General features: G+C 72.7%; 19 protein-coding genes and 1 riboswitch. Of the genes, 11 read left to right on the top strand and 8 right to left on the bottom strand.

Going from position 1 to position 21,408, the window contains the following annotated elements; genetic code table 11:
- Positions 1–7: 7 nt before the first annotated feature.
- Positions 8–1,096: an acetylserotonin O-methyltransferase gene (locus J2N69_RS28445; RefSeq protein ID WP_230903232.1), complete on the bottom strand. Its 1,089-nt coding sequence runs from the start codon at positions 1,094–1,096 to the stop codon at positions 8–10.
- A gap of 239 nt (positions 1,097–1,335) precedes the next feature.
- On the opposite strand from J2N69_RS28445, the gene J2N69_RS28450 reads away from it, so the two are divergent.
- Genes J2N69_RS28450 through J2N69_RS28460 form a run of 3 tightly spaced genes read left to right on the top strand, consistent with a single transcriptional unit; the run spans position 1,336 to position 5,445 of the window.
- Complete coding sequence (locus J2N69_RS28450) at positions 1,336–2,556, top strand: aminotransferase class I/II-fold pyridoxal phosphate-dependent enzyme (protein WP_230903233.1); 1,221 nt, start codon at positions 1,336–1,338, stop codon at positions 2,554–2,556.
- Positions 2,557–2,560: 4 nt separating this feature from the next.
- On the top strand, positions 2,561–4,213 hold the full coding sequence (locus J2N69_RS28455; protein ID WP_230903234.1) for an FAD-dependent oxidoreductase: 1,653 nt from the start codon (positions 2,561–2,563) through the stop codon (positions 4,211–4,213).
- Entirely contained in the window at positions 4,210–5,445 is a 1,236-nt protein-coding gene (locus tag J2N69_RS28460; RefSeq protein ID WP_230903235.1) for a cytochrome P450, read from the top strand. The genes J2N69_RS28455 and J2N69_RS28460 overlap by 4 nt, the downstream gene beginning before the upstream one ends.
- A gap of 75 nt (positions 5,446–5,520) precedes the next feature.
- Here the strand turns inward: J2N69_RS28460 and J2N69_RS28465 are convergent, their stop codons facing one another.
- Genes J2N69_RS28465 through J2N69_RS28475 form a run of 3 tightly spaced genes read right to left on the bottom strand, consistent with a single transcriptional unit; the run spans position 5,521 to position 8,247 of the window.
- A complete protein-coding gene (locus J2N69_RS28465; protein WP_230903236.1) occupies positions 5,521–7,014 on the bottom strand; it encodes a peptide MFS transporter in 1,494 nt (497 codons plus the stop codon).
- Positions 7,011–7,424 carry an acyl carrier protein gene (locus tag J2N69_RS36560; RefSeq protein WP_330166836.1) on the bottom strand — a complete coding sequence of 138 codons (414 nt, stop codon included), beginning with the start codon at positions 7,422–7,424 and terminating at the stop codon, positions 7,011–7,013. The genes J2N69_RS28465 and J2N69_RS36560 overlap by 4 nt, the downstream gene beginning before the upstream one ends.
- 46 nt (positions 7,425–7,470) lie before the next feature.
- Positions 7,471–8,247, bottom strand: a complete 777-nt coding sequence (locus tag J2N69_RS28475; RefSeq protein WP_230903237.1) for a thioesterase II family protein — start codon at positions 8,245–8,247, stop codon at positions 7,471–7,473.
- A 279-nt stretch (positions 8,248–8,526) separates the two neighbouring features.
- Here J2N69_RS28475 and J2N69_RS28480 point away from each other — a divergent pair, with 279 nt between their 5' ends.
- Entirely contained in the window at positions 8,527–8,742 is a 216-nt protein-coding gene (locus tag J2N69_RS28480; RefSeq protein WP_230903238.1) for a DUF6059 family protein, read from the top strand.
- A 22-nt stretch (positions 8,743–8,764) separates the two neighbouring features.
- On the opposite strand, the gene J2N69_RS28485 is transcribed toward J2N69_RS28480, so the two are convergent.
- The gene (locus J2N69_RS28485) at positions 8,765–9,403 is read right to left on the bottom strand and encodes a hypothetical protein (RefSeq protein ID WP_230903239.1); all 639 of its coding nucleotides are present in this window, start codon (positions 9,401–9,403) and stop codon (positions 8,765–8,767) included.
- Between the two features lie 309 nt (positions 9,404–9,712).
- Between J2N69_RS28485 and J2N69_RS28490 the strand changes: the two genes are divergently transcribed.
- The 3 genes from J2N69_RS28490 (at position 9,713) to J2N69_RS28500 (ending at position 12,614) form a co-directional block, all read left to right on the top strand.
- Positions 9,713–10,894, top strand: a complete 1,182-nt coding sequence (locus J2N69_RS28490; protein WP_336298616.1) for a spore photoproduct lyase family protein — start codon at positions 9,713–9,715, stop codon at positions 10,892–10,894.
- Between the two features lie 143 nt (positions 10,895–11,037).
- Positions 11,038–12,153, top strand: coding sequence for a hypothetical protein (locus tag J2N69_RS28495; RefSeq protein WP_330166837.1), 1,116 nt, complete (start codon positions 11,038–11,040; stop codon positions 12,151–12,153).
- Between the two features lie 263 nt (positions 12,154–12,416).
- Positions 12,417–12,614: a hypothetical protein gene (locus J2N69_RS28500; RefSeq protein ID WP_205039303.1), complete on the top strand. Its 198-nt coding sequence runs from the start codon at positions 12,417–12,419 to the stop codon at positions 12,612–12,614.
- Positions 12,615–12,694: 80 nt separating this feature from the next.
- Here J2N69_RS28500 and J2N69_RS28505 read toward each other — a convergent pair whose 3' ends face one another.
- Positions 12,695–12,895 carry a hypothetical protein gene (locus J2N69_RS28505; protein WP_230904910.1) on the bottom strand — a complete coding sequence of 67 codons (201 nt, stop codon included), beginning with the start codon at positions 12,893–12,895 and terminating at the stop codon, positions 12,695–12,697.
- 169 nt (positions 12,896–13,064) lie between these two features.
- Here J2N69_RS28505 and J2N69_RS28510 point away from each other — a divergent pair, with 169 nt between their 5' ends.
- Complete coding sequence (locus tag J2N69_RS28510; RefSeq protein WP_230903240.1) at positions 13,065–13,250, top strand: hypothetical protein; 186 nt, start codon at positions 13,065–13,067, stop codon at positions 13,248–13,250.
- On the opposite strand, the gene J2N69_RS28515 is transcribed toward J2N69_RS28510, so the two are convergent.
- Both J2N69_RS28515 and cobN read right to left on the bottom strand, forming a co-directional pair.
- The gene (locus J2N69_RS28515; RefSeq protein WP_230903241.1) at positions 13,219–13,875 is read right to left on the bottom strand and encodes a histidine phosphatase family protein; all 657 of its coding nucleotides are present in this window, start codon (positions 13,873–13,875) and stop codon (positions 13,219–13,221) included. The genes J2N69_RS28510 and J2N69_RS28515 overlap by 32 nt on opposite strands.
- Entirely contained in the window at positions 13,872–17,486 is a 3,615-nt protein-coding gene (gene cobN / locus J2N69_RS28520) for a cobaltochelatase subunit CobN (protein ID WP_230903242.1), read from the bottom strand. Before cobN ends, J2N69_RS28515 begins: the two co-directional genes overlap by 4 nt.
- A gap of 36 nt (positions 17,487–17,522) precedes the next feature.
- Positions 17,523–17,656, bottom strand: a riboswitch (cobalamin riboswitch).
- A 107-nt stretch (positions 17,657–17,763) separates the two neighbouring features.
- Here cobN and J2N69_RS28525 point away from each other — a divergent pair.
- The 3 genes from J2N69_RS28525 to J2N69_RS28535 are packed head-to-tail and all read left to right on the top strand — an operon-like array spanning position 17,764 to position 21,400.
- Positions 17,764–19,173, top strand: coding sequence for a cobalamin biosynthesis protein CobG (locus J2N69_RS28525; protein WP_230904911.1), 1,410 nt, complete (start codon positions 17,764–17,766; stop codon positions 19,171–19,173).
- Positions 19,174–19,184: 11 nt separating this feature from the next.
- Positions 19,185–19,811, top strand: coding sequence for a precorrin-8X methylmutase (locus J2N69_RS28530; RefSeq protein WP_230904912.1), 627 nt, complete (start codon positions 19,185–19,187; stop codon positions 19,809–19,811).
- Between the two features lie 20 nt (positions 19,812–19,831).
- On the top strand, positions 19,832–21,400 hold the full coding sequence (locus J2N69_RS28535) for a precorrin-2 C(20)-methyltransferase (protein ID WP_269075680.1): 1,569 nt from the start codon (positions 19,832–19,834) through the stop codon (positions 21,398–21,400).
- Positions 21,401–21,408 lie beyond the last annotated feature (8 nt).

Here is a 21,408-nt window from a genome sequence, read left to right on the forward strand (position 1 = left end):
CGGCCGGTCAGTTCTTGTGGCCGATGATGAGGGTGTCCACCCCCATGGGCCGGGTGGCGAGGTCGGTGAAGCCGGCGGCCGCCACCCACGCACGGCATTGGGACGGGGTGTACTTGCCGCCCTCGGGGACCGTCATCATCATCTGGAGGCTGCCCAGCAGCGGGTTCAGGGCGGTGCGGGCGTCGTCGATCATGACGTCGTAGACCAGGACCAGACCTCCGGGAGCGACCGCGTCGTGGGCGCGGCGGAGCAGGTCCTCGCGCTCCTTCATGGAGATGTCGTGCAGGACCCCGCCCAGGAGCACCACGTCGGCCCGTGGAAGAGGGCCACCGTCCGCGCTGTGGAAGGCGACCCTGGAGCGGGCCGGATCGGTGGCGAAGTGCTCCTCGAAGGCGGTGGCGACCTCGGGGCGGTCCACGACGGTACCGGTGAGCCGGGGGAACGCGGTCAGCAGCTGGCGGGCCAGCTCGCCCCGGGAGCCGTCCACGTCGACGAAGGAGTCGTAACGGCCCCAGTCGATGGCCTCGCGCAGCTCGTCCGCGATCATCGCGTTCATGGAGTCCATGAACGCGATGAAGGCGTGGGCCGCGTTCGGGTCGGAGTACGGGTCTCCGCCCGCGCCGTCCTCCTCGCCGGGCCGCTCCGCCAGGCCGCCGGTGCGCAGGAGACGCACCAGCTCCGGGGCAGGGCCCGCGGTGACGTAGGCGCCGATGAACTCCGGCGCCCCGGCGTCGAGATGGAGCCGCGCGGCAGCGGTGGCACGGTACCCGTCGGGACCGCGTACGAGCAGGCCCATGGCGGTGAGCGCGTCGAGGAAGTCGGGGAGCGGGCGGGGGTGCAGACCAAGGCGTCGCTGGATGTCCTCGATGCCGGCCGGGGCCTCGGCGAGCGCGCCGAAGACGTTCAGTTCGACCGCGGCGGCGAACACCTGGGCCGCGGTCCCGGCGGCGACCGCGTCCAGGACGGGGACCAGGCCGGCTCCTACGTTGTCCGCCAGTCGGTCCGACGGGGGCGAGAACGTGCGCGTCGTCCTCGTCGGTTGCGCCGGTTGCGTGGGTTGTGTCGTCTGCGTCGGCTTTGCGTCCGTCTTCGCCATCGGCGGGTCCCTTCGTGGGTGGGGTCCCGCGCAGCATGCGCAGGAGGGCTCAAGAAGCGGACGGGCGCTGCTTGACCGGGCGTGGAGTGCCCCGGTGGACGGGGACCCCGTGCGGGCGGGTTGGGGATGACTCGAAGAGGCGTCGAGAGGGGCGGGAAACCATCGGGCCGGTGCGGCGGTGTCCGCCGCTCGGCGGCTGATCGAGCCGGTTTCCGAGGAAGACGACCTAGGAGAGCATCATGACCCGCACGCCCGTTTCCCCTCCCGACGCCTTCGCCGGGGCGGCCGAGCGCCAAGGGGGCGATCTGCGGCATCTGCCCTCCGGCCGTGACCTGCTCGACCTGGGCACCTGCGTCAATCGCTACGGGCCGCCCCCCGCGGTGGAGAAGGTGCTGGCGGACGTGGACGCCCGGGCCCTGCGGACGCATCCGTACGACGCCTCGGAGCAGTTCACCGCCGCCTACGCCAGCTATTTGCACGTCGCGCCCGAGGACCTTCTGGTGGGTCGGGGCATCACCGAATTCCTCACGGTCCTCGCGCAGGTGTGCGCGCCGGAGGACAGCGTGGTGATCACTCCGGATTACACGGACACCATTCGGTTGTTCCCTCGGCATCTCGGCCCGGGAGGCGGTTCGGGCGCCGGGTCCGGAACAGGCCGGAACGACGTCGTGCGGGACTCCGTGCGCGGACGTACGGAGCGAGTGGCGGCGGCCATGCGCGAGCGCCGGTTCGTGGTGCTGTCCAATCCCAATAACCCGCTCGGGCTCTACATTCCCCGGAGCGACCTGGTGCGGATCTGCCGGGCCAACCCCGGGGCGACACTGATCGTGGACGAGGCGTACGCCGATTTCATGGCCGACGCCACGCTGTCCATGACGCGGTGCGGTCTGGACAACGTCGTGGTGCTCCAGTCGCCGAACAAGCTGTTCGGCATCGCGGGGGTGCGCACCGGCGCTCTGTGGACACGCAACGACGCGCTGCGCGAGGCCGTGCGGCGGCGGCTGCCGAACTGGCCGCTGTCCTACCTCGACGCGGCCGTGGCCACCGCCGCCCTCGGTGAACGGTCCTGGGCCGCGGAGACCCGCACCCGGCTGCTGGACGCCGGGCGGCGGATGGAGGGGCTGCTGTGCGAGCGCTTCGGTGACGCGGTGGTCACCGGCGCGCCCGTCCACTTCCGCTTCGTGCACACCGATGACGCGCAGCGGGCGCACGAGGTGTACGAGCGGTTGGCCGAAGCGGGCGTCGTGGTCCGGATCTTCTCGGGAACCAGCCCCGGGCGGGCGCCCGGGCTGCGGATCGTCGCGCCCACCGATCACGAGATGAGCCGGGTGGCGGACGCGCTGTCCCGGCTCCCGGAACATCTGCCCGAGCGGCCTGCGGGCGGGCCCGCCCGGACCCGTCCGATCCCGGCACCGTACGCCGCAGCCCCCGTCCCGTCAGAGACCAGCCGAGTGAGGTAACCCCATGACTGCAACAGGCACGTCCGCATACAGCCCTGTGCTGGTCGTCGGCGGTGGGATCGTCGGTCTGTCCATGTCGCTGTTCCTGTCCCAGCGGGGCATCGCGAATGTCCTGGTGGAGCGGCACGCGACCACCAGCACCCACCCCCGCGCCCGCGGTGTGAACGTCCGCTCCATGGAGATCCTGCGCGCCGCCGGCCTGGAGGCATCGATCCGCGCCACGGAATCCGCGCGGGCGCTCTCCACCAATCACGGCATCGTGGCCGCGCACGACCTGGCCGGCGAGGAATTCCGCCGGATGGACGGCGCGCATACCGCCGACCCCCGGCTCGAGGCCTGGAGCGATCTCAGCCCCACGTCCTGGGCGCTGTGCGACCAGGACGAACTGGAGCCGCTGCTCGCCGACCGCGCCCGTGAGCTGGGCTCCTGGCTGCTCTTCGGCCATGAACTCACGGCGCTCGCGGACGGTGTGGCCACCATCCGTGATGTGCGTGCCGGGACGGAATTCCGGATGTCCTTCACGTACGTCCTCGCGGCCGACGGCGCGCACAGCCCGCTGCGCGAGGCCCGTGGCATCGCCTTCGACGGGCCGGGCACCTTGGCGCACTTCGCCAACATCTACTTCCACGCCGACCTCACCGAGCCGCTGCGCGACCGCCGCTTCGTGATGTGTTACCTCAGGCAACGGGATTTCCAGGGCGCCCTGCTGCCCATCGACAACCACCGTCGCTGGCTGCTGCACGTTCCCATCGGGCCCGACTGGGAGGCGGAACGGCACCGCTTCGAACCGGGCGCGTGCGCCGAGATGGTCCGCAAGGCCACGGGCGTGCCCGGACTCGACGTCGACATTCGCGGCGTGCTGCCGTGGGAGTCCGCCGGGCGGGTGGCCGCGCGCTGGCGGGACGGCTCGCTGTTCCTGGTCGGCGACGCGGCCCATGTCATGCCGCCCACCGGGGCGTTCGGCTCCAACACCGGCATCCAGGACGCCCACAACCTCGCCTGGAAGCTGGCCGCCGTACTGCGCGGCGAAGCCGGCCCCGGCCTGCTGGACACCTACGAGGCCGAGCGGCGCCCGGTGAGCGTGGCCACCGTGGAACAGGCCGTAGTGCGCTCCAAGGACCGGGGCCGCAAGGGCGGGGACGGCGGGCCGCCGCCGGGACTGGCCGACGACGCGGCGGTGATGCTGGGGTACCGGTACGCGACCGCCGCGCGGGACACCGATGACGCGTACGGAGGCGACCCCACGTCAGCGGAGACCGCTGACGGCGCGACCTTCCTGCCCGCCGACCACTGGTCCGGCTCGCCCGGCACGCGCGCCCCGCACGTCCCCCTGCCGGGCGGCCGGTCGCTGCTGGACCGCTACGGCACCGAATTCGTCCTGGTGACGAGCGATGCCCGCTGGATGCGCGCCGTCACGGACGCATGCGGTGACGGAGCCCGGTTGCGGGCATGCCATCTGCCGTCCGGCGAGGAACCGGCCAAGACGTTCCAGGCGCAGTACGGGGTGGGGGACGGCGGGGCCGTACTGATCCGCCCGGACGGGTTCGTGGGGTGGCGCTGGACGGGCACCCCGGCCGGACGGCCCGCCGAAGAGCTGTCCGCGGCCCTGGCCCGCCTCACGTACCGGGAATCCTCTCCGCAGGGAGTACGCGCATGACCTCCACCGAGCCGGCACACGTCGACGAACCACCGCTGCGCTTCCCCCTGCCCAGCCCCGACCCCTCCGCCCCGCCCCCGGATCTGGCCCGGCTGCGCGCCGGCTGCCCGGTGGCTCCGGTGCTGCTGCCGTCCGGTGACCGCGCCTGGCTCGTCACCACGTACGCCGACAACCTGAAGGTGTTCGGCGACGGCCGGTTCAGCCGGGCGGCAGCAGCCGCCAAGGGCGCCCCGCGGGCCCGTAACATCCCGCTCGACCCCAACTCCCTCACCACCATGGACCCTCCCGAGCACTCCCGGCTGCGTCGGGCCCTCAGCGGCGCCTTCTCGCCGCGGCGCCTCGACGTGCTGCGGGACCGCATCGGTGCCGTCACCCGCGCTCTGCTGGACGAGGCCATGGCACACCGGCCCGCCGACCTGGTCGCGGGCCTGGCGCAACCGCTGCCGCTGACCGTGATCTGCGAGTTGCTGGGGGTGCCCGCGGAGGAACGCGACCGGTTCCGGGAGTGGACCGAGGCGTACCTGACGTTGAGCCCGGAGCACGCCAGCCGGTCCACCGAGGCGGCCCGGCAGCTCGACACCTACTTCGCGGCTATGGTGGAGCGTCGCAGGCGGCAGCCGTCCGACGACGTGTTCGGCGCGCTGGTCGCGGCCCACGAGGACGGGCGGCTCAGCCACGCGGAGCTGTGCACCTTCGCCACCACGTTGCTGGTCGCCGGGTACGAGACCGTCGCCGCGCAGATCGCCGGCTCGCTGCACGTCCTGCTCACCTACGGCAGCGAACACCCCGAGGCCTGGGTGGATCTGTATACGGGCGACCGGCTGCGCGACCCTGTCGTCGAAGAACTGCTGCGCTTCGTCCCCATCGCCATGACCGGGGGAACTCTGCGGGTCGCCACGGAGGACGTGGAACTCTCGGGGACGGTGGTCCGGGCGGGCGAGGCGGTGCTGCCGTCCACCACGTCCGCCAACCGCGACCCGGCGGTGTACGAACACCCGGACCTCTTCGACCCGTACCGCTTCGAGGTGGGCCGGGGTGCCTCACACCTCGCCTTCGGGCACGGGCCGCACCGCTGTATGGGCGCTCATCTGGCCCGCATACAGATCGGCGTGGCGCTCGGCACCCTGCTGCGCCGCTGTCCGACGCTGCGCCCGGCCGTGCCCCTCGGCGAACTGGAGTGGAACACCGCGAAGCCCATCCGTTCCCCCAAGTCCCTGCCCGTCACCTGGTAGCGGAAGCTCCAAGGCCGGCGCGGCGCCGCAGAGATGGCACCGGCCGGCCGGGACGCCGAGGTCGTCGTCGTCCGCTCACACCCCGAGCTTGCGTGTGAGCGGACGGCGGACCAGCAGCAGGATCACGCCGATGAGCAGGGCCACGGCGCCGACCGAGAGGAAGTAGGCGGCACCGGGGGCCTGTTCACCGGAGACCTTGAGGGCGTTGCCGCCGAGGCCGCCGCCGAGGGCGCCCGCGAGCCAGAACAGGGCGACCATCTGGCTGACGAAGGCGGCCGGGGCGATGGCGGTGGTGGCGCTCATGCCGACCGGACCGAACGACACCTCGCCGCAGGCAAGGAGCAGGAAGGAGGCCACCAGCCAGAGCGGTGAGACCGGCTCGCCACTGTGCGCACCCAGCAGTGCGGCCACCGCGAGCACTAAGTAGGCGGCACCGGTGCAACCCATGCCGACGGCGAACTTGACGGCTGTGTCGAGACGTTGGCCGGCCCGCTGCCACATCCGGGCGAAGAACGGGGCGGTGAGCAGCACGAACAGGGGGATGGTGGACTGGAACCAGCTCGCGGGGATGGTGAAGCCGAGCACGTCGCGGTCGGTGGAGTCCTTCGCGAAGAGCGCGAAGACGGAGCCGCCCTGAAGGAACAGGCCCCAGAAGACGGCGGAGACGAGGAAGAGCCAGATGTACGTCTTGACCCGGCTGCGTTCGGCCGCTGTCAGGAGCGGATTGCGGATGAGCCGCCAGAACGCGCCCATGGGGGCCACCACACAGAGCAGCCCGACCAGGGCCATCACATGGCCGACCTCGAAGGTGTCGAAGGCGGCGTCCACGCCGTAGCCGACGGCGACCAGACCCGCGGCGGCCCCGCTCCAGCGCAGCACCGTGGCCCGCTGGGCGGGATCGGCCGCGCGCTCGGGCACCTTGCCGGTGGCGCCGAAGTGGCGGGCGCCGCGGACGTACTGGATGAGGCCGAGCGCCATGCCGAGCGCGGCGAGTCCGAAGCCGAGGTGCCAGTTGACGCTCTCGCCCACGGTTCCCACGACGAGTGGCGCGATCAGGGCGCTGACCTGGACACTCATGTAGAAGACGGCGAAGCCGGCGTCTCGGCCCGAGCGGTCATCGGGAGCGTAGAAGGTGCTCAGCAGGTTGGCCATGTTGGGCTTGAGCAGCCCGGTGCCGAGGGCGACGAGCAGCAGCCCCGGATAGAAGGAGACCTCCGAGGGCACGGCCAGGGTGAGATGCCCGAGCCCGATGACGACGCCGCCGAACAGGATGGCACGGTGCGGGCCGAACAGCCGGTCACCGAGCCAGCCCCCCGGCACGGAGGCGAGGAACGCGGCGGCCATGTAGCTGCCGAAGAGCAGTGCGGCATCGTCGTCGGAGAGGCCGAGCCCGCCCTCGGCCACGGGCTCGCTCGCGTAGAGCACGAGGATCGCGGACATCCCGTAGAAGCTGAAGCGCTCCCAGACGTCCGTCCCGAACAAGGTGATGAACCAGCGGGGGCGGCCCAGGATGCCGGTCTCCGCGGGCTGTTCGTCGCGAGGACCCCGGGTGACGGGCGTGGCTGTCATGGGCGTGCACCTCTCTGTTCGAGCTGGGTCTCCGACGCACCGTCGGCCCCAGGCTCTCCGGAAGGACCGGCACAAGCACCCTGGCCGCGTGCCGCCCAGGCCGGAGCGAGGGGGCAGCGGCCAGGTTCGGCGCGGAGGCGGTCAACGGATGGAACCCGCTTGGGGGCCGCGTTGATGACGGCCAGGAGCTGACGCGGGGTCTCGGCCTCGGCGACGGCATCGTCGTCGAGCACGATGCCGTACTTGCGGCTGATCAGAGCGGTCAGCTGGAGCAGTGCCAGGGAGTCGTAGCCGAACTCCATGAAGGACATGTCCAGGGCCTGTTCGCCCTCCATGGACGTCCCGTCGTCGGGGGCACCGATGCTCTCGTGGCAGAGCTCACTGAGGTCGCTCAGGGTGATGTCACTCATGACGGTCCTTTCGATGGGTGGTGGGGGTTGGGTGCTGGTGTGCGCTCTACCCCGTCGGAACCGGCGGCGCGAAGGGCGCCAGGCTGCGCAGCACTTCCCCGATCCGCTGGGGGAGTTCACGTCCGCGGACGAAGAAGTGCGTCCCCGGTACGGAGTCGAGACGGAAGCCCGCGCTGGTGCAGTGCCTCCAGGCCCGTACCTGTGCGGTGGAGACCATGGAGTCGTCGCGGCCCGCGAAGGCCCGCAGCGAGCACGGCAACGCGTCGGCCGGCGCCGACCGCAGACTGCGGGCGAGCAGCAGGTCCGAGCGGAGGGTGGCCAGGACGCGGGTGAGCCGCCCCGGCCGGCGGCGCAGCGGTTCGGGCAGGGACTGCGTGTCGCTGAACGCCACCATCAGTTCCTCGTCGGTGAGTTCGGCCGGGTCGCGTGCGTCGAGCAGGTCGAGAGGCGCCTGGGGCGCCGCGCAGGCGCCGACGAGCAACATCCGGGAGGGCGGAAGGCCGGCGCGCAGCCGATGCTGGGTGAGGCGGTAGGCGACGAGCGCACCGAGGCTGTGCCCGTAGAAGGCGTGCGGGACCGAGGAGTCGAGCAGCGGGCCCAGGTCCTGCTGGAGTTCGTGCACCAGCTGCTCCGCGTCGGTGATGCGGGGCTCCTTGAGCAAGGCCTCCCGGCCGGGCAGCCGTATCGGCAGGACATCGACGTCCCGGCCCACCCGCGGCTGCCACCCGGCGAATGCCAGGGCCCCCGCCCCGGCATGGTGGAAGCAGAACAACCGCAGCCTGCCCCCGTCGCCCGATGGCCGTACTGCCAGAAAGCGGTGCACCTGTGTCCCCCTTGCAGCTGTGGCCCCACATACCGGCGGCCGTCGATGCGCGCCACCAGAGTCGCCATGGGCCCTATAAGGGGGCTCGAATGCCGCTTGGGCAGGAGCGGAGCTGAGCTGTGCGTATGGTTTGTACTGTTTTGCACCGGCCCGGGCGCAGGTCGGACAGCTGCTCGCTGGCTTCCCAGGGCCCCGAGGGCCCCGAGGTGCTGTCGACCGGGGCGCGAGGCGCCATTGGAACGATCCGCTGTCATGTCCATTAGAGGGATACGGCGCATAGTGATCGACCGCGTCCTGCACCCGGTCTGGGAGGGCTTGGTGGCGCTGGGGATGCTGTACTTGGCCGGCGAACTGATGCGGTCCGAACGCTCGGCGCAACCTCTCACCGGCCCTGCCGAAAGCCACCCCGAACGGCTGCGCCCCGACATCCCGTTGACTTTGCAGGAACGTAAACTCGCACGTCAGTTGGAGCGCCGGGGGGACCCGCCGGTGTAGCCGCTGCGTGGCCGGGCTGTCCCTACTCCGGTTCGAGCGCGATCGTGGTCGTGATCCGTGTGAGAGCCGGGTTCCTCGGTGCCGAGCCGAAGCCGAAGCGCACGGGCGGTGCCACGGGGGCCACCGTGCCGAGGTCGGTGCCCTCGAAGGTTGCCGATGCCGTGCGGATCGGCCGCAGGTCCCGGGCGCCGTACCACTCCCGGCGTCCCGCGCCCGTGCTGCCGCGGGTGCGCACGCCGGGCAGCAGCAGGCGGGCGGGCCGGTCCGTCAGCGCGCTCCACGCCGGGCGGCGGGCGAGGGCGCCGGGAACGGCACGGAGCAGCAATCCCAGCGGGCCCCTGCGGCCGACGCTGAAGCGCAGGTCGAGTGGGCCGGCGCTGACCGTCCACGTGTCGGCGGCGACGCCGACGTCGACCGGGACCACGCGTACGGTGTCGAAGGTGTAGGTGTCGCTGACGAAGTCCGCCGTCGCCCGCGTGGGGGCCAGCAGCAGCCGTTCCCCGTCGGCCCGCTCGATCATCACATCGCTGAACGGCCCGAACGGCGACCGGTGCCAGTGGCCGAGCACGACGCGGGTCCCGGACGCGGTGCCCAGGCCCGCGATCCAGCCGTCGAAGCGCAGCAGCGGGCGCCGCGCGGCTCCGCCGGGCATTGGGGTCATCCGCTCGTCTCCGTTCGGGGTGCCGCCGCCGATGGCCGGGAGGGCCCGAGCCGACGGGCACACACACCCGGCGATTCGCCCCATACCGCGCCATGTCAGGCGAATGCCCCGAGGGGGGTCGCCGGAAACGCGCGGCACATGTCGGGTCGGCGGGCCTGGTCCTGGAGCGCCGGCGAGAGTCCGACCAGCCGCCGCGCCCGACCCGTGGCCTCCCCGATGCGCGGGACAGTGCGGGACAAGGTGTACTGGGGCCGTGGGGAGCCACGACAAGCACGGCAGGCACGACAGGAACGGCGACAGGTACGGCACGTGGGTCAGTCATCGGCGGGCGCCGGGTCCGCTGCGGGAGAGCCCGAACAGCAAGCGCTCTTCGGGTGGGCGGACACCGCCCCGGCAGCGGCCCCGCACGGGGCGTTCCGGGACAGCCCCCAGGCGCGGCGGATGCTCGACGTCCGGGAGGTCTACGCGGAGCCCGCGGCCCTGGACTCGCCGCGCGGGCAGCAGATCATGGCCCGGCTGCCGGGGGTGCGCGTGACCGAGGTGGGCAGCCACTGGCGTATCCCCTCCCTGCACGGGAACGACGGCAACGCCGAGCGGTGGGTCCGTATCAAGACCGAGACGCTCGTCCTCGGGGTCAAGCACCAGCTCGTGACGCGGCCCAACGGCAGGTCGGCCGACTGGATCGCTCCGGGGCCCTCCAACGGGTGCGCGATGGCCTGCGCCTACTGCTACGTCCCCCGCCGCAAGGGCTACGCCAACCCCATCACCCTGTTCACCAACATCGAGGCGATCGTTGCCCACGTCCGGCGGCACGTACGGGCCCAGGGGCCCAAGACCGAGCCCAACCAGTGCGACCCCCACGCGTGGGTCTACGACATCGGTGAGAACGGCGACTGCTCCGTCGACGCCCTGGTCTGCGACAACACCGCGGATCTCATCGCCGCGTTCCGTGCGCTGCCGACCGCCAAGGCGTCCTTCGCGACCAAGTTCGTCAACCCTGATCTGCTCGCGCTCGACCCCCAGGGGCGTACGCGGGTGCGCTTCTCCGTCATGCCGGCCGACGACGCCCGGCTGCTGGACATCCGCACCAGCCCGGTCGCCGAGCGGATCGCCGCGGCCGCCGACTTCCTCGACGCCGGCTATGAGGTCCACTTCAACCTCTCGCCCGTCGTCCTGCGCCCCGGATGGCAGCAGGACTGGGCCGACCTGCTCACCCACCTCGACGACGTCCTGCCCGCCCGGGTGAAGGAGCAGGCGGCGGCCGAGGTCATCATGCTGACGCACAACCAGGCGCTCCACGAGGTCAACCTGAGGTGGCACCCCCGCGCCGAGGAAGCGCTGTGGCAGCCGGACATCCAGGAGACGAAGCGTTCGCAGAACGGCGCGCTCAACGTCCGCTACGCCCTCGACATCAAGCAGGAGTCCCTGACACGGCTGCGGCGACTGCTCGCCGAGCGCGCGCCGTGGCTGCGGGTGAGATACGCCTTCTGACCCGAGCCGCCCTCCGCCTCTCGCTCAGGTCTCTCTCAGGTCTCTCTTGGGTCTCTCTTGGGTCTCTCTTGGGGCCGGTGATCCCGGGCCGGGCGCGCCGCTGCCCGCCGGGCCACTTCTTGTCGGGAACAGGGCAACCATTCGTGGCAGGTGCTGGTCTACCGGCCGAGAACACTTACGAGGAGACCATCATCATCGCCATACGCAAGACCCTGACCGCCACCGCCGTCGTCGGCGCGGTCCTCGCCGGTTCTGCCGCCTGCGGGACCGTGGAGCAGCTGTCCGCCGGACAGAAGCTCGACCGGGCCTTCGAAAAGCTCGACGAGGAGAAGACGCTCTCCTTCGAATTCTCCCTGGACAGCGACGTCGCGTCGCTCAAGGCGCTGGACGGCCCCTCGGCCCCGGAGCCCGGCGAGGAAATGCCGGACGAGGTCGCGCGGCTGTTCCGCGACGCGAAGATCAGCGTCACCGTGCAGTCGAAGAAGCCGTTCGGCGAGTCCGGGGAGAAGGACTTCGACCGCATGGCCATGAAGGTCAGCAACCCGGACGGGCAGCTGATCGAGTACCGGGTCATCGGCGACCACACGTATCTCCGTACGGACGCGGGCACGCTCGGCAAGGCCATGGGCACCCCTGTACCGAAGGCGTCGGACCTGCCTCCGGAGGCGGGCGCCCTCAAGAAGGTCCTGGAGGGCAAGTGGGTGAAGATCGACACCAAGGAGATGGAGCGGCTCGCCGCCGAGAACGGTGACGAGCCGGGGGCCGAGCCCTCCCCGGAGCCGACCATCGACGCCGTGACGCAGAAGAAGCTCATGAAGGCCGTGCGCGGGGTCGTCGCCCGTGAGGTCAAGCTGAAGTCGGCCGGGGGCGAGGACGGGACCGAGCGCATCACCGCCACCGCGCCCTTCCGCACCCTGGCCACCGAGCTGGTCGAGGAGCTTCGCCCGCTGGCGAAGAAGCTGCCGCCGGGTGCCGAGCTGCCGACGGACAAGGACCTGAAGGATGCCCCGGACGCCAAGGTGCGGGCGGACGTCACGCTGAAGAACGGCGAGCTGAAGGAGGTCCGCCTCGACCTCGCCAAGCTCACCGAGAACCCCAAGGTCAAGAAGCTCGGCCTGGTCGTACGGATGACCGGCGGCAGCACGCCCACCGTCCCGGCCGGCGCCACCGATCTGGACGTCGAGCAGCTGATGGAGGGAATGTTCGGCGGGGTGGGCGCGGGCGCGTCGGGGCCGGCCGGCCCCTTCGACGGCGAGTGACCGACAGGCGGCCGACTCTTCCGAGAACGCGGGGCTGTCTCCGTAGGGGGCGGTCCCGCGTCGTGCTTTACACCCCCCTGCTCCGGGACGCCCCCGACAGCTCAGGAGACCTGGCGCTGAGGCGAAGTGCGGCGGCGGATCGTTCCCTCAGCCACGTACGGGTGATGTGGGGCGTACCGGGTCGGAGGGCTGGGGAGGCACGGAACGGCTCGGCATGAAGCGCCGGGCCACCGGCAACACCGCCGAAGCGAAGGAGACTTCACATGCGCCGTTACGCCGCCGTCGTCCTCGGGGCCATCACCCTGCTGGGAATTCTCGCGGTGCCGGCGAACGCCGTCCCGGACCCGGTCGCGACCCTCAACTGCCTGGTGGGGACACCCGCGGACATCACGGGGCTGATCGATCCGGCGGCTCCCGCCGTGCCCAGCGAGATCCCGGGCACGACGTGCCTCGCGCCGTGACGGGCTGAACGCCGCCGCGTCGTGGCGCGCCCGCGGGGCATCCGGGACCCGCGCAAGCGCGCCACGACGGCCGTCACCCGTCAGCTCCAGCGGTATCCGTCACCGAAGTTGAGGGTGTGCTCCAGCACGTCCTCCATCGGGTCGTCGACCTGGCCCATGTTGATCAGCGCGACCCTGGGTCCGTTGTGGGATTCCTTGTTCGCCTCGTCGGCGTGCGCCGTGCCGGAGCACAGCGCGGCCGGTACGGCCGCCACCGCCGCGACCAGCGCCCAACGGGACATCTTCCGCACCCAACAACCGTCCACTGCAGCCTCCTTGGACCACGGGTGAGGGCCACCGGTCGCGGCCCGTCTCGCGGTGTGTAACCGCCCCGCGGCCAAGAAGTCACCGACGATCATACGAACGGGTCGTAGGACGCCCCGTCGCCCCCTCGATCAAGAAGGCAGCTGTATGCGTACACGTCGCGTCGTGACCGCCGCCCTGCTGGGGCTCCTCACCTTCCCCCTCGCCCTGACGGCCACCCCGGCCGCGGCGAACCCCTCCCCGATCCCGCCCATCGCCGAGACGCTGGTCAGCGAGGGCATCACGGTCGAGGGGCCGCTGGTCAACGGCGTGGTGCTGCCTCACCTGCTGTGACGTCGGGTGAATAACCGAGTGGGAAACCGGTCCAGCGCAGCTCCGCGGGCAGGTGCCCCATGTCGTTGAAGAGGACGAGTGACGCGGGGCGTCCCGGCGCGTAGCGGATGACGGTCAGGGCGGCGTTGCCGTGGTTCAGGCCCAGCCAGCGCCACGCGGGCGCGTCGAGGGCCTCCCGGACGAGCCAGCCGATGAGGAAGTTGTGCGTGACGACCAGTTCGTGGCGGGGTTCGTCGTCCGGCGCCGGGCCGGTGAACCGGGCCAGCGCCGCACGGGCGAGCGCGGGCCCGCCCGTGCGCTCCTCCTCCGGGAAGCCCGCCAGCCACTGAAGCGTGGACTCGGCGCTCTCCGGCGGCAGTTCGTCCTCGCTCGGCATGTACGGGATGTAGTCGCCAGCGGCGTCCGAGCGGCGCAGCGGCACGCCGTCGAGCCGCCCGGCGATCAGCCGGGCGGTCTCCTCGGCGCGGGGCAGCGGCCCGTGGTGGACCGCGGAGAGGGGCACGCCGCGCAGCCGCTCGCCGAGCAGGGCGGCCTGTCGGCGGCCGCCCTCCGTCAGGCCGCGCTCATCGGCGGTGGCCTCGCCGTGCCGGACCAGGTAGAGATACCGGACGGCGCCGCCGCTCACGCCTCGCCGCCCTCGTCCTCCAGGTTGCCTTCCGTCTCCAGGTAGGCCTGCCGCAGCGCTTCGAGCACCGCCGGGTCCGGCTTCGCCCACATGCCGCGCGACTCGGCTTCCAGGAGGCGTTCCGCGATGCCGTGCAGCGCCCAGGGGTTGTTCTCCTGGAGGAACTGGCGGTTCGTCGGGTCCAGGACGTACGTCTCCGTGAGCTTGTCGTACATCCAGTCGGCGACGACGCCCGTCGTGGCGTCGTACCCGAACAAGTAGTCCACGGTGGCGGCGAGTTCGAAGGCGCCCTTGTAGCCGTGGCGGCGCATCGCCTCGATCCACTTGGGGTTGACGACCCGGGCGCGGAAGACGCGCGAGGTCTCCTCGACCAGGGTGCGGGTGCGGACCGTCTCGGGCCGCGTCGAGTCGCCGATGTAGGCCTCCGGCGCCGTGCCGCGCAGGGCGCGGACCGTCGCGACCATGCCGCCGTGGTACTGGAAGTAGTCGTCGGAGTCCGCGATGTCGTGCTCGCGGGTGTCGGTGTTCTTGGCCGCCACCGCGATGCGCTTGTACGCGGTCTCCATCTCGGCACGGGCCGGGCGGCCTTCGAGGCCGCGGCCGTAGGCGTAGCCGCCCCAGACCGTGTAGACCTCGGCGAGGTCCGCGTCGGTGCGCCAGTCGCGGGAGTCGATGAGCTGGAGCAGCCCGGCGCCGTACGTGCCCGGGCGGGAGCCGAAGATGCGGGTGGTGGCCCGGCGCTCGTCGCCGTGCTCGGCCAGGTCGGCCTGGGCATGGGCGCGTACGTAGTTGTGCTCGGCGGGCTCGTCGAGCGAGGCGGCCAGCCGCACCGCGTCGTCGAGCAGGCCGATCGTGTGCGGGAACGCGTCGCGGAAGAAACCCGAGATGCGCAGCGTCACGTCGATGCGCGGGCGGCCCAGCTCCTCGTACGGGATGGCCTCCAGGCCCGTGACACGGCGCGAGGCGTCGTCCCAGACGGGGCGGACGCCGAGCAGCGCCATGGCCTCGGCGACGTCGTCGCCCGCCGTGCGCATCGCGCTGGTGCCCCACAGGGACAGGCCGACGGAGGTGGGGTAGTCGCCGTTGTCGGTGCGGTACCGCTCGATGAGCGAGTCGGCGAGGGCCTCGCCGGTCTCCCACGCGAGGCGGGACGGGACGGCCTTGGGGTCGACGGAGTAGAAGTTGCGGCCGGTGGGCAGGACGTTGACCAGGCCGCGCAGCGGGGAGCCGCTGGGCCCGGCGGGGACGAAGCGGCCCTCCAACGCCCGTACGGCGTGGTCGAGTTCGGCCGTGGTGCCCTCCAGGCGGGGAACCACCTCGCGGGCGGCGAACTCCAGGATGGCGGCGACCTGCTCGCCCTGGTCGCGGGGGACGGCCGCGAGGTCCCAGTCGGCGTCGTCCATCGCCTGGACCAGCGCGCGGGCCTTCTCCTCGGCCTCGTCGGCGCTCACGCGCGTCGCCGCGGACTCGTCCAGGCCGAGCGCCTCGCGCAGGCCGGGCAGGGCGGAGGTGCCGCCCCAGATCTGGCGGGCGCGCAGGATCGCGAGGACGAGGTTGACGCGGTCGGCCCCGGCCGGGGCGGTGCCCAGCACGTGGAGGCCGTCGCGGATCTGCATGTCCTTGATCTCGCAGAGCCAGCCGTCGACGTGGAGGAGGAAGTCGTCGAAGCCGTCGTCGTCCGGGCGGTCCTCCAGGCCCAGGTCGTGGTCGAGCTTCGCGGCCTGGATGAGCGTCCAGATCTGCGCGCGGATCGCGGGCAGCTTCGCCGGGTCCATGGAGCTGATCTGCGCGTACTCGTCGAGGAGCTGCTCCAGGCGCGCGATGTCGCCGTAGGAGTCGGCGCGGGCCATCGGCGGCACGAGGTGGTCGATGAGGGTGGCATGGACGCGGCGCTTGGCCTGCGTGCCCTCGCCCGGGTCGTTGACGAGGAACGGGTAGATCAGCGGCAGGTCGCCGAGGGCGGCGTCCGGCCCGCAGGCCGCCGAGAGGCCCGCGTTCTTGCCGGGCAGCCACTCCAGGTTGCCGTGCTTGCCCAGGTGGACCATGGCGTCGGCGCCGAAACCGCCGTCGGCGGCCGGGGCGGCGATCCAGCGGTAGGCCGCCAAGTAGTGGTGCGAGGGCGGCAGATCCGGGTCGTGGTAGATCGCGATGGGGTTCTCGCCGAAGCCGCGCGGCGGCTGGATGAGGATGAGGAGGTTGCCGCGCCGCAGGGCGGCGAGGACGATGTCGCCCTCCGGGTCGCCGCCGTCGCCGACGCGCGAGCGGTCCAGGAACATCTCGCCGGGCGGCGGCCCCCAGTGCTGCTCGACGGAGTCCCGCAGCTCCTGCGGCAGCGTGGCGTACCACCGCTTGTAGTCGGCGGCCGGGATGCGGACCGGGTTGGCGGCCAGCTGCTCCTCGGTGAGCCACTCCTGGTCGTGGCCGCCCGCGTCGATCAGCGCGCGGATCAGCTCGTCGCCGTCACCGGAGACGAGGCCCGGGATGTCGGCCTCGGGGCCGAAGTCGTAGCCCTCGGCGCGCAGCCTGCGCAGCAGCGCGACGGCGGAGGCGGGGGTGTCCAGGCCGACCGCGTTGCCGATCCGGGAGTGCTTGGTCGGGTACGCGGACAGGACGAGCGCCAGGCGCTTGTCGGCGGCCGGGATGTGCTTCAGACGCGCGTGCCGTACGGCGATACCGGCGACCCGGGCCGCGCGCTCGGCGTCGGCGACGTACGCCGGAAGGCCGTCCTCGTCGATCTCCTTGAACGAGAACGGGACCGTGATGAGCCGCCCGTCGAACTCCGGCACCGCGATCTGGCTCGCGGCGTCCAGCGGCGAGACGCCCTCGTCGTTCTCCTCCCAGGCCGAACGCGACCCGGTCAGGCAGAGCGCCTGGAGGATCGGCACGTCGAGGCCGGTCAGCGCGCCCGCGTCCCACGACTCGTCGTCGCCGCCCGCGGAGGCCTCGGCGGGCTTGGTGCCGCCGGCCGCGAGGACCGTCGTCACGATGGCGTCGGCGGGGCGCAGCGCGTCGATCAGTTCCGGCTCGGGGGCGCGCAGCGAGGCCACGTACAGCGGCATCGGGCGGCCGCCCGCGTCCTCGATCGCGCCGCACAGGTCGTCGATGAAGGCGGTGTTGCCGCTCATGTGGTGGGCGCGGTAGTAGAGCACCGCCACCGTCGGGCCCTCGACGTCGCGGGCGGCGCGCTCCAGCGGGCCCCAGGACGGGGCGGGCGCCGGCGGGTCGAAGCCGTGGCCGGTGAGGAGCACGGTGTCGGAGAGGAAGCGGGCGAGCTGCTCCAGGTTGGCGGGGCCGCCGTGCGCGAGGTAGGCGTGCGCCTCGGCGGCGATGCCGACCGGCACGGTCGAGGAGGCCATGAGCTGGGCGTCGGGCGCCTGTTCACCGGTGAGCACGACCACCGGCAGACCGCTGGCGATGAGCTGGTCCAGGCCGTCCTGCCAGGCGCGGACGCCACCGAGGAGGCGTACGACGACGAGGTCGGCGCCCTCCAGGAGCGCGGGCAGCTCGGCGAGGTCCAGGCGGGACGGGTTGGCGAACCGGTAGTCGACCGGACCCCCCGCCGCGCGGGCGCTGAGCAGGTCGGTGTCGGAGGTCGACAGCAGCAGAAGCATGCGTGCGCAGGCCTTCCTCGGGGTGTCCGCGCCCCGGGTGGTCGTATGGACGGCGGGAGTTCCTGACTCGCCCCACCTCGGTGGGGCTCACAGTGGCGGGACCGCGCCGGATTCGCACCGGGCTTCCTCCCTCGGGCCCTGGTGGGCCCACGCCGTCGCTGGCGTCGGCGGACCTGGCGGTCCGCCGCCTGCATAGTAAGTCCTGGCCGCCGCCGGTGGGGCGGCCGCCTGCCGGGACGGCCCGTCTCGGCAGGCGACCGGCCGGATCGGCGTGGGTATGCTCGCCGCCATGCCGCCCACCCGAGCAACCTCCACGAACCAGGGCGAATCCCTCATACGCAACCCGGTGCGCGACCGGGGTGACGCCTGCCCCGGAGCGCTTCGACTGCACCGCGCCGACGATGGCGCGCTGGCCCGACTCCGCCTCCCCGCAGGGCTTCTGACGTCCCGTCAGGCGGAGGTTCTCGGGGAGGTGGCGGAGCGCCTGGCGGACGGCCACCTCAGCATCACCTCGCGCGGCAACATCGAGCTGCGCGGCCTCGGCGAGAGCTGCGGCGGACGGCTCTCCGCACTCCTCGCGGACGCGGGCCTGCTGCCCTCCGAACGCCACGAACGCGTCCGCAACATCGTGGCCTCCCCGCTCGCCACCCTCGACCGACTCGGCCACGCGGACGTGCAGTTGTGGGCCCGTGAGCTGGACCGGCTGCTGTGCGGGCAGGAGTGGACGACGGCGCTCTCCGGCCGTTTCCTGTTCGTCCTGGACGACGGGCGCGGGGATGTGGCTCCGCTCGGCGGCGATGTGACCTTGATCGCAGAATCGGGTGGCTCGGGTGGCTCGGGTGGCTCGGGTGGCTCGGGTGGCTCGGGTGGCTCGGGCGGTTCGGACGGCTCGGGTGGCTTGGGCGGAGAGGGTGGCTCTGACGGCTCTGGCGGCACGGCGGTCGTCCGCATCGGGGGCCACGCTCTGCGCGTCCCCGGTATCGACGCCCCGCGCGCCGCCCTCGCCGCCGCCGAAGCCTTCCTCGCCGCCGCGCGTGACGCGGGCAACGGAGCCTGGCGGGTCCGGGAGCTGCCCGCGGGGCACCCCGTCGACCTCGCCGGGGCGCTGGCGCGGCAGGGCATCGACGCCGTACCGGCCGCCGTCCCCTCCGACCCGCCCCGCGCCACCCCCCACCCGCCCGGCGTCATCGGCCGCGCGGTGGCCGTCGGCGCCCCCCTCGGCCGGGTGAGCGCCGCCCAGTGGCGGGCCCTGCTGCCCGCCCCCGCCGACGAACTGCGCGTCACCCCGTGGCGCGGCTTCGTGCTCCCCGGCTTCGCGGACGCCGCGACCGCCCACGCACGCCTCGGCGCGCTCGCCGACGCCGGCTACCTCACCGACCCCGGCTCGCCCTGGCTCGGCGTCTCCGCCTGCACCGGCCGCCCCGGCTGCGCCAAGTCCCTCGCCGACGTCCGCGCCGACGCCGTCCCCGGCGCCGGCGGCCTGCCCGTCCACTGGTCCGGCTGCGAGCGGCGGTGCGGACACCCGCACGGCGACTGGGTGGACGTCCTCGCCACCGGGGACGGGCCGTACGAGGTAACGGTGCGCGGCGGCGGCACGGCGACGCCCGTGAGCGGCGGCGCCACGTTGACCGAGACGGTCACCACAGCACGTATGACAACGGCAACCACCACAACGGCCACGAGATGAGCGAGAGCACAGTGTTCGACTACGAGAAGGACGGCGCGGCGATCTACCGCGAGTCCTTTGCCACCATCCGCGCGGAGGCGGACCTCGCCGGTCTGCCCGCCGACGTCAGCCAGGTCGCGGTGCGGATGATCCACGCCTGCGGGATGGTCGACCTCGTCCGCGACCTCGCCTTCAGCCCCCGCGTGGTGGCCGACGCCCGCAAGGCGCTGCGCGACGGCGCGCCGATCCTGTGCGACGCGAACATGGTCGCGAGCGGCGTCACGCGCAAGCGGCTGCCCGCCGACAACGACGTGATCTGCACCCTCACCGATCCGTCGGTCCCCGGCCTCGCGGAGCGGCTCGGCACCACCCGCAGCGCCGCCGCCATGGAGCTGTGGCGCGACCGCCTCGAAGGCTCCGTCGTCGCCATCGGCAACGCCCCCACCGCGCTCTTCCGCCTCCTGGAGATGATCGAGGAGGGCGCCCCGCGTCCGGCCGCCGTCCTCGGCATCCCGGTCGGCTTCGTCGGCGCCGCCGAGTCCAAGGACGCGCTCGCCGAGCACCGCTCGGGCCTGGAGTACCTGGTCGTACGGGGCCGTCGCGGCGGCAGCGCGATGGCCGCGGCGGCGATCAACGCGATTGCGAGCGAGGCGGAGTGAACACCGAGAACGCCCAGCCCATCGAGAACACTGAGAACACCCAGAACGTCCAGGACACCCAGAACGTCACGAACACCCCGGGGAAGCTGTACGGCGTCGGGCTCGGCCCCGGCGACCCCTCCCTGATGACCGTGCGCGCCGTCGAGGTCATCGCCGCCGCCGACGTCGTCGCGTACCACTCGGCGCGGCACGGCCGCTCCATCGCGCGCTCGATCGCCGCGCGGCACCTGCGCCCCGACCACATCGAGGAACCGCTGGTCTACCCCGTCACCACGGAGACCACCGACCACCCCGGCGGCTACCGCGGCGCCCTCGACGACTTCTACGAGGAGGCCGCCGCCCGCCTCGCCGCGCACCTGGACGCCGGACGCACCGTCGCCGTCCTCGCCGAGGGCGACCCGCTCTTCTACGGCTCCTACCAGCACATGCACAAGCGGCTCGCGCACCGCTACGACACCGAGGTCATCCCCGGCGTGACCTCGGTCAGCGCCGCCGCCGCCCGTCTCGGCGAGCCCCTGGTCGAGGCGGAGGAGGTCCTCACGATCCTCCCCGGCACCCTCCCCGAGGAGGAGCTGACCGCGCGCCTCGCGTCGACGGACTCGGCGGTCGTCATGAAGCTCGGCCGTACGTTCGGCAAGGTGCGCGGCGCCCTGGAGCGCTCGGGCCGCCTGGACGAGGCGCGTTACGTCGAGCGCGCCACGATGGACGGTGAGCGCACCGGCCGCCTCGCCGACGTGGACCCGGAGTCCGTGCCGTACTTCTCCGTGGCGGTGCTGCCGAGCCGCGTGGCACCGCTGACGGGCGGCCCCGCCAAGGAACCCGCCCGGGAGGCTTCGGGCGAGGTCGTGGTCGTCGGCACCGGACCGGCAGGCCCCCTCTGGCTCACCCCCGAGACGCGCGGCGCGCTCGCCGCCGCCGACGACCTCGTCGGCTACACGACCTACGTCGACCGCGTACCGCACCGCCCCGGCCAGCGGCGCCACGGCTCCGACAACCGCGTGGAGTCCGAGCGCGCCGAGTTCGCCCTGGAACTGGCGCGGCGCGGGCGGCGCGTGGCGGTCGTCTCCGGAGGCGACCCCGGCGTCTTCGCGATGGCCACGGCCGTCCTGGAGGCCGCCTCGCAGGACGCGTACGAGGACATCCCGGTCCGGGTGCTGCCGGGGGTGACCGCCGCCAACGCCGCCGCCGCGCGCGCGGGGGCGCCGCTCGGCCACGACTACGCCACGATCTCCCTCTCCGACCGCCTGAAGCCGTGGGAGGTCATCGCTGAGCGCCTGGCCGCGGCGGCCGCGGCGGATCTCGTCCTCGCGCTCTACAACCCCGGCTCGCGCAGCCGCACCTGGCAGGTGGGCAAGGCCCGGGAACTGCTGCTCGAACACCGGGCGCCGGACACGCCGGTCGTCCTCGGGCGGGACGTCGGGGGACCCGAGGAGTCCGTGCGGGTGGTGCGGCTCGGGGACCTCGATCCCGCGGAGGTCGACATGCGGACGCTGCTGATCGTCGGGTCCTCGCAGACCCGGGTCGTGCGGCGGCGCGGGGGCGCGGAGCAGGTGGTGTGGACGCCGCGGAGGTACCCCGAAGGGGGGTGAGCGGGTTC

It is taken from the genome of Streptomyces huasconensis, from assembly GCF_021028635.1.
Taxonomy (GTDB): Bacteria; Actinomycetota; Actinomycetes; order Streptomycetales; family Streptomycetaceae; genus Streptomyces; species Streptomyces huasconensis.

Coding starts and splice junctions, on each gene's coding strand:
- J2N69_RS28445 (WP_230903232.1), bottom strand. CDS start 1,096: ATGGCGAAGACGGACGCAAAGCCGACGCAGACGACACAACCCACGCAA.
- J2N69_RS28450 (WP_230903233.1), top strand. CDS start 1,336: ATGACCCGCACGCCCGTTTCCCCTCCCGACGCCTTCGCCGGGGCGGCC.
- J2N69_RS28455 (WP_230903234.1), top strand. CDS start 2,561: ATGACTGCAACAGGCACGTCCGCATACAGCCCTGTGCTGGTCGTCGGC.
- J2N69_RS28460 (WP_230903235.1), top strand. CDS start 4,210: ATGACCTCCACCGAGCCGGCACACGTCGACGAACCACCGCTGCGCTTC.
- J2N69_RS28465 (WP_230903236.1), bottom strand. CDS start 7,014: ATGACAGCCACGCCCGTCACCCGGGGTCCTCGCGACGAACAGCCCGCG.
- J2N69_RS36560 (WP_330166836.1), bottom strand. CDS start 7,424: ATGAGTGACATCACCCTGAGCGACCTCAGTGAGCTCTGCCACGAGAGC.
- J2N69_RS28485 (WP_230903239.1), bottom strand. CDS start 9,403: ATGACCCCAATGCCCGGCGGAGCCGCGCGGCGCCCGCTGCTGCGCTTC.
- J2N69_RS28500 (WP_205039303.1), top strand. CDS start 12,417: ATGCGCCGTTACGCCGCCGTCGTCCTCGGGGCCATCACCCTGCTGGGA.
- J2N69_RS28505 (WP_230904910.1), bottom strand. CDS start 12,895: ATGTCCCGTTGGGCGCTGGTCGCGGCGGTGGCGGCCGTACCGGCCGCG.
- J2N69_RS28510 (WP_230903240.1), top strand. CDS start 13,065: ATGCGTACACGTCGCGTCGTGACCGCCGCCCTGCTGGGGCTCCTCACC.
- cobN (WP_230903242.1), bottom strand. CDS start 17,486: ATGCTTCTGCTGCTGTCGACCTCCGACACCGACCTGCTCAGCGCCCGC.
- J2N69_RS28525 (WP_230904911.1), top strand. CDS start 17,764: ATGCTCGCCGCCATGCCGCCCACCCGAGCAACCTCCACGAACCAGGGC.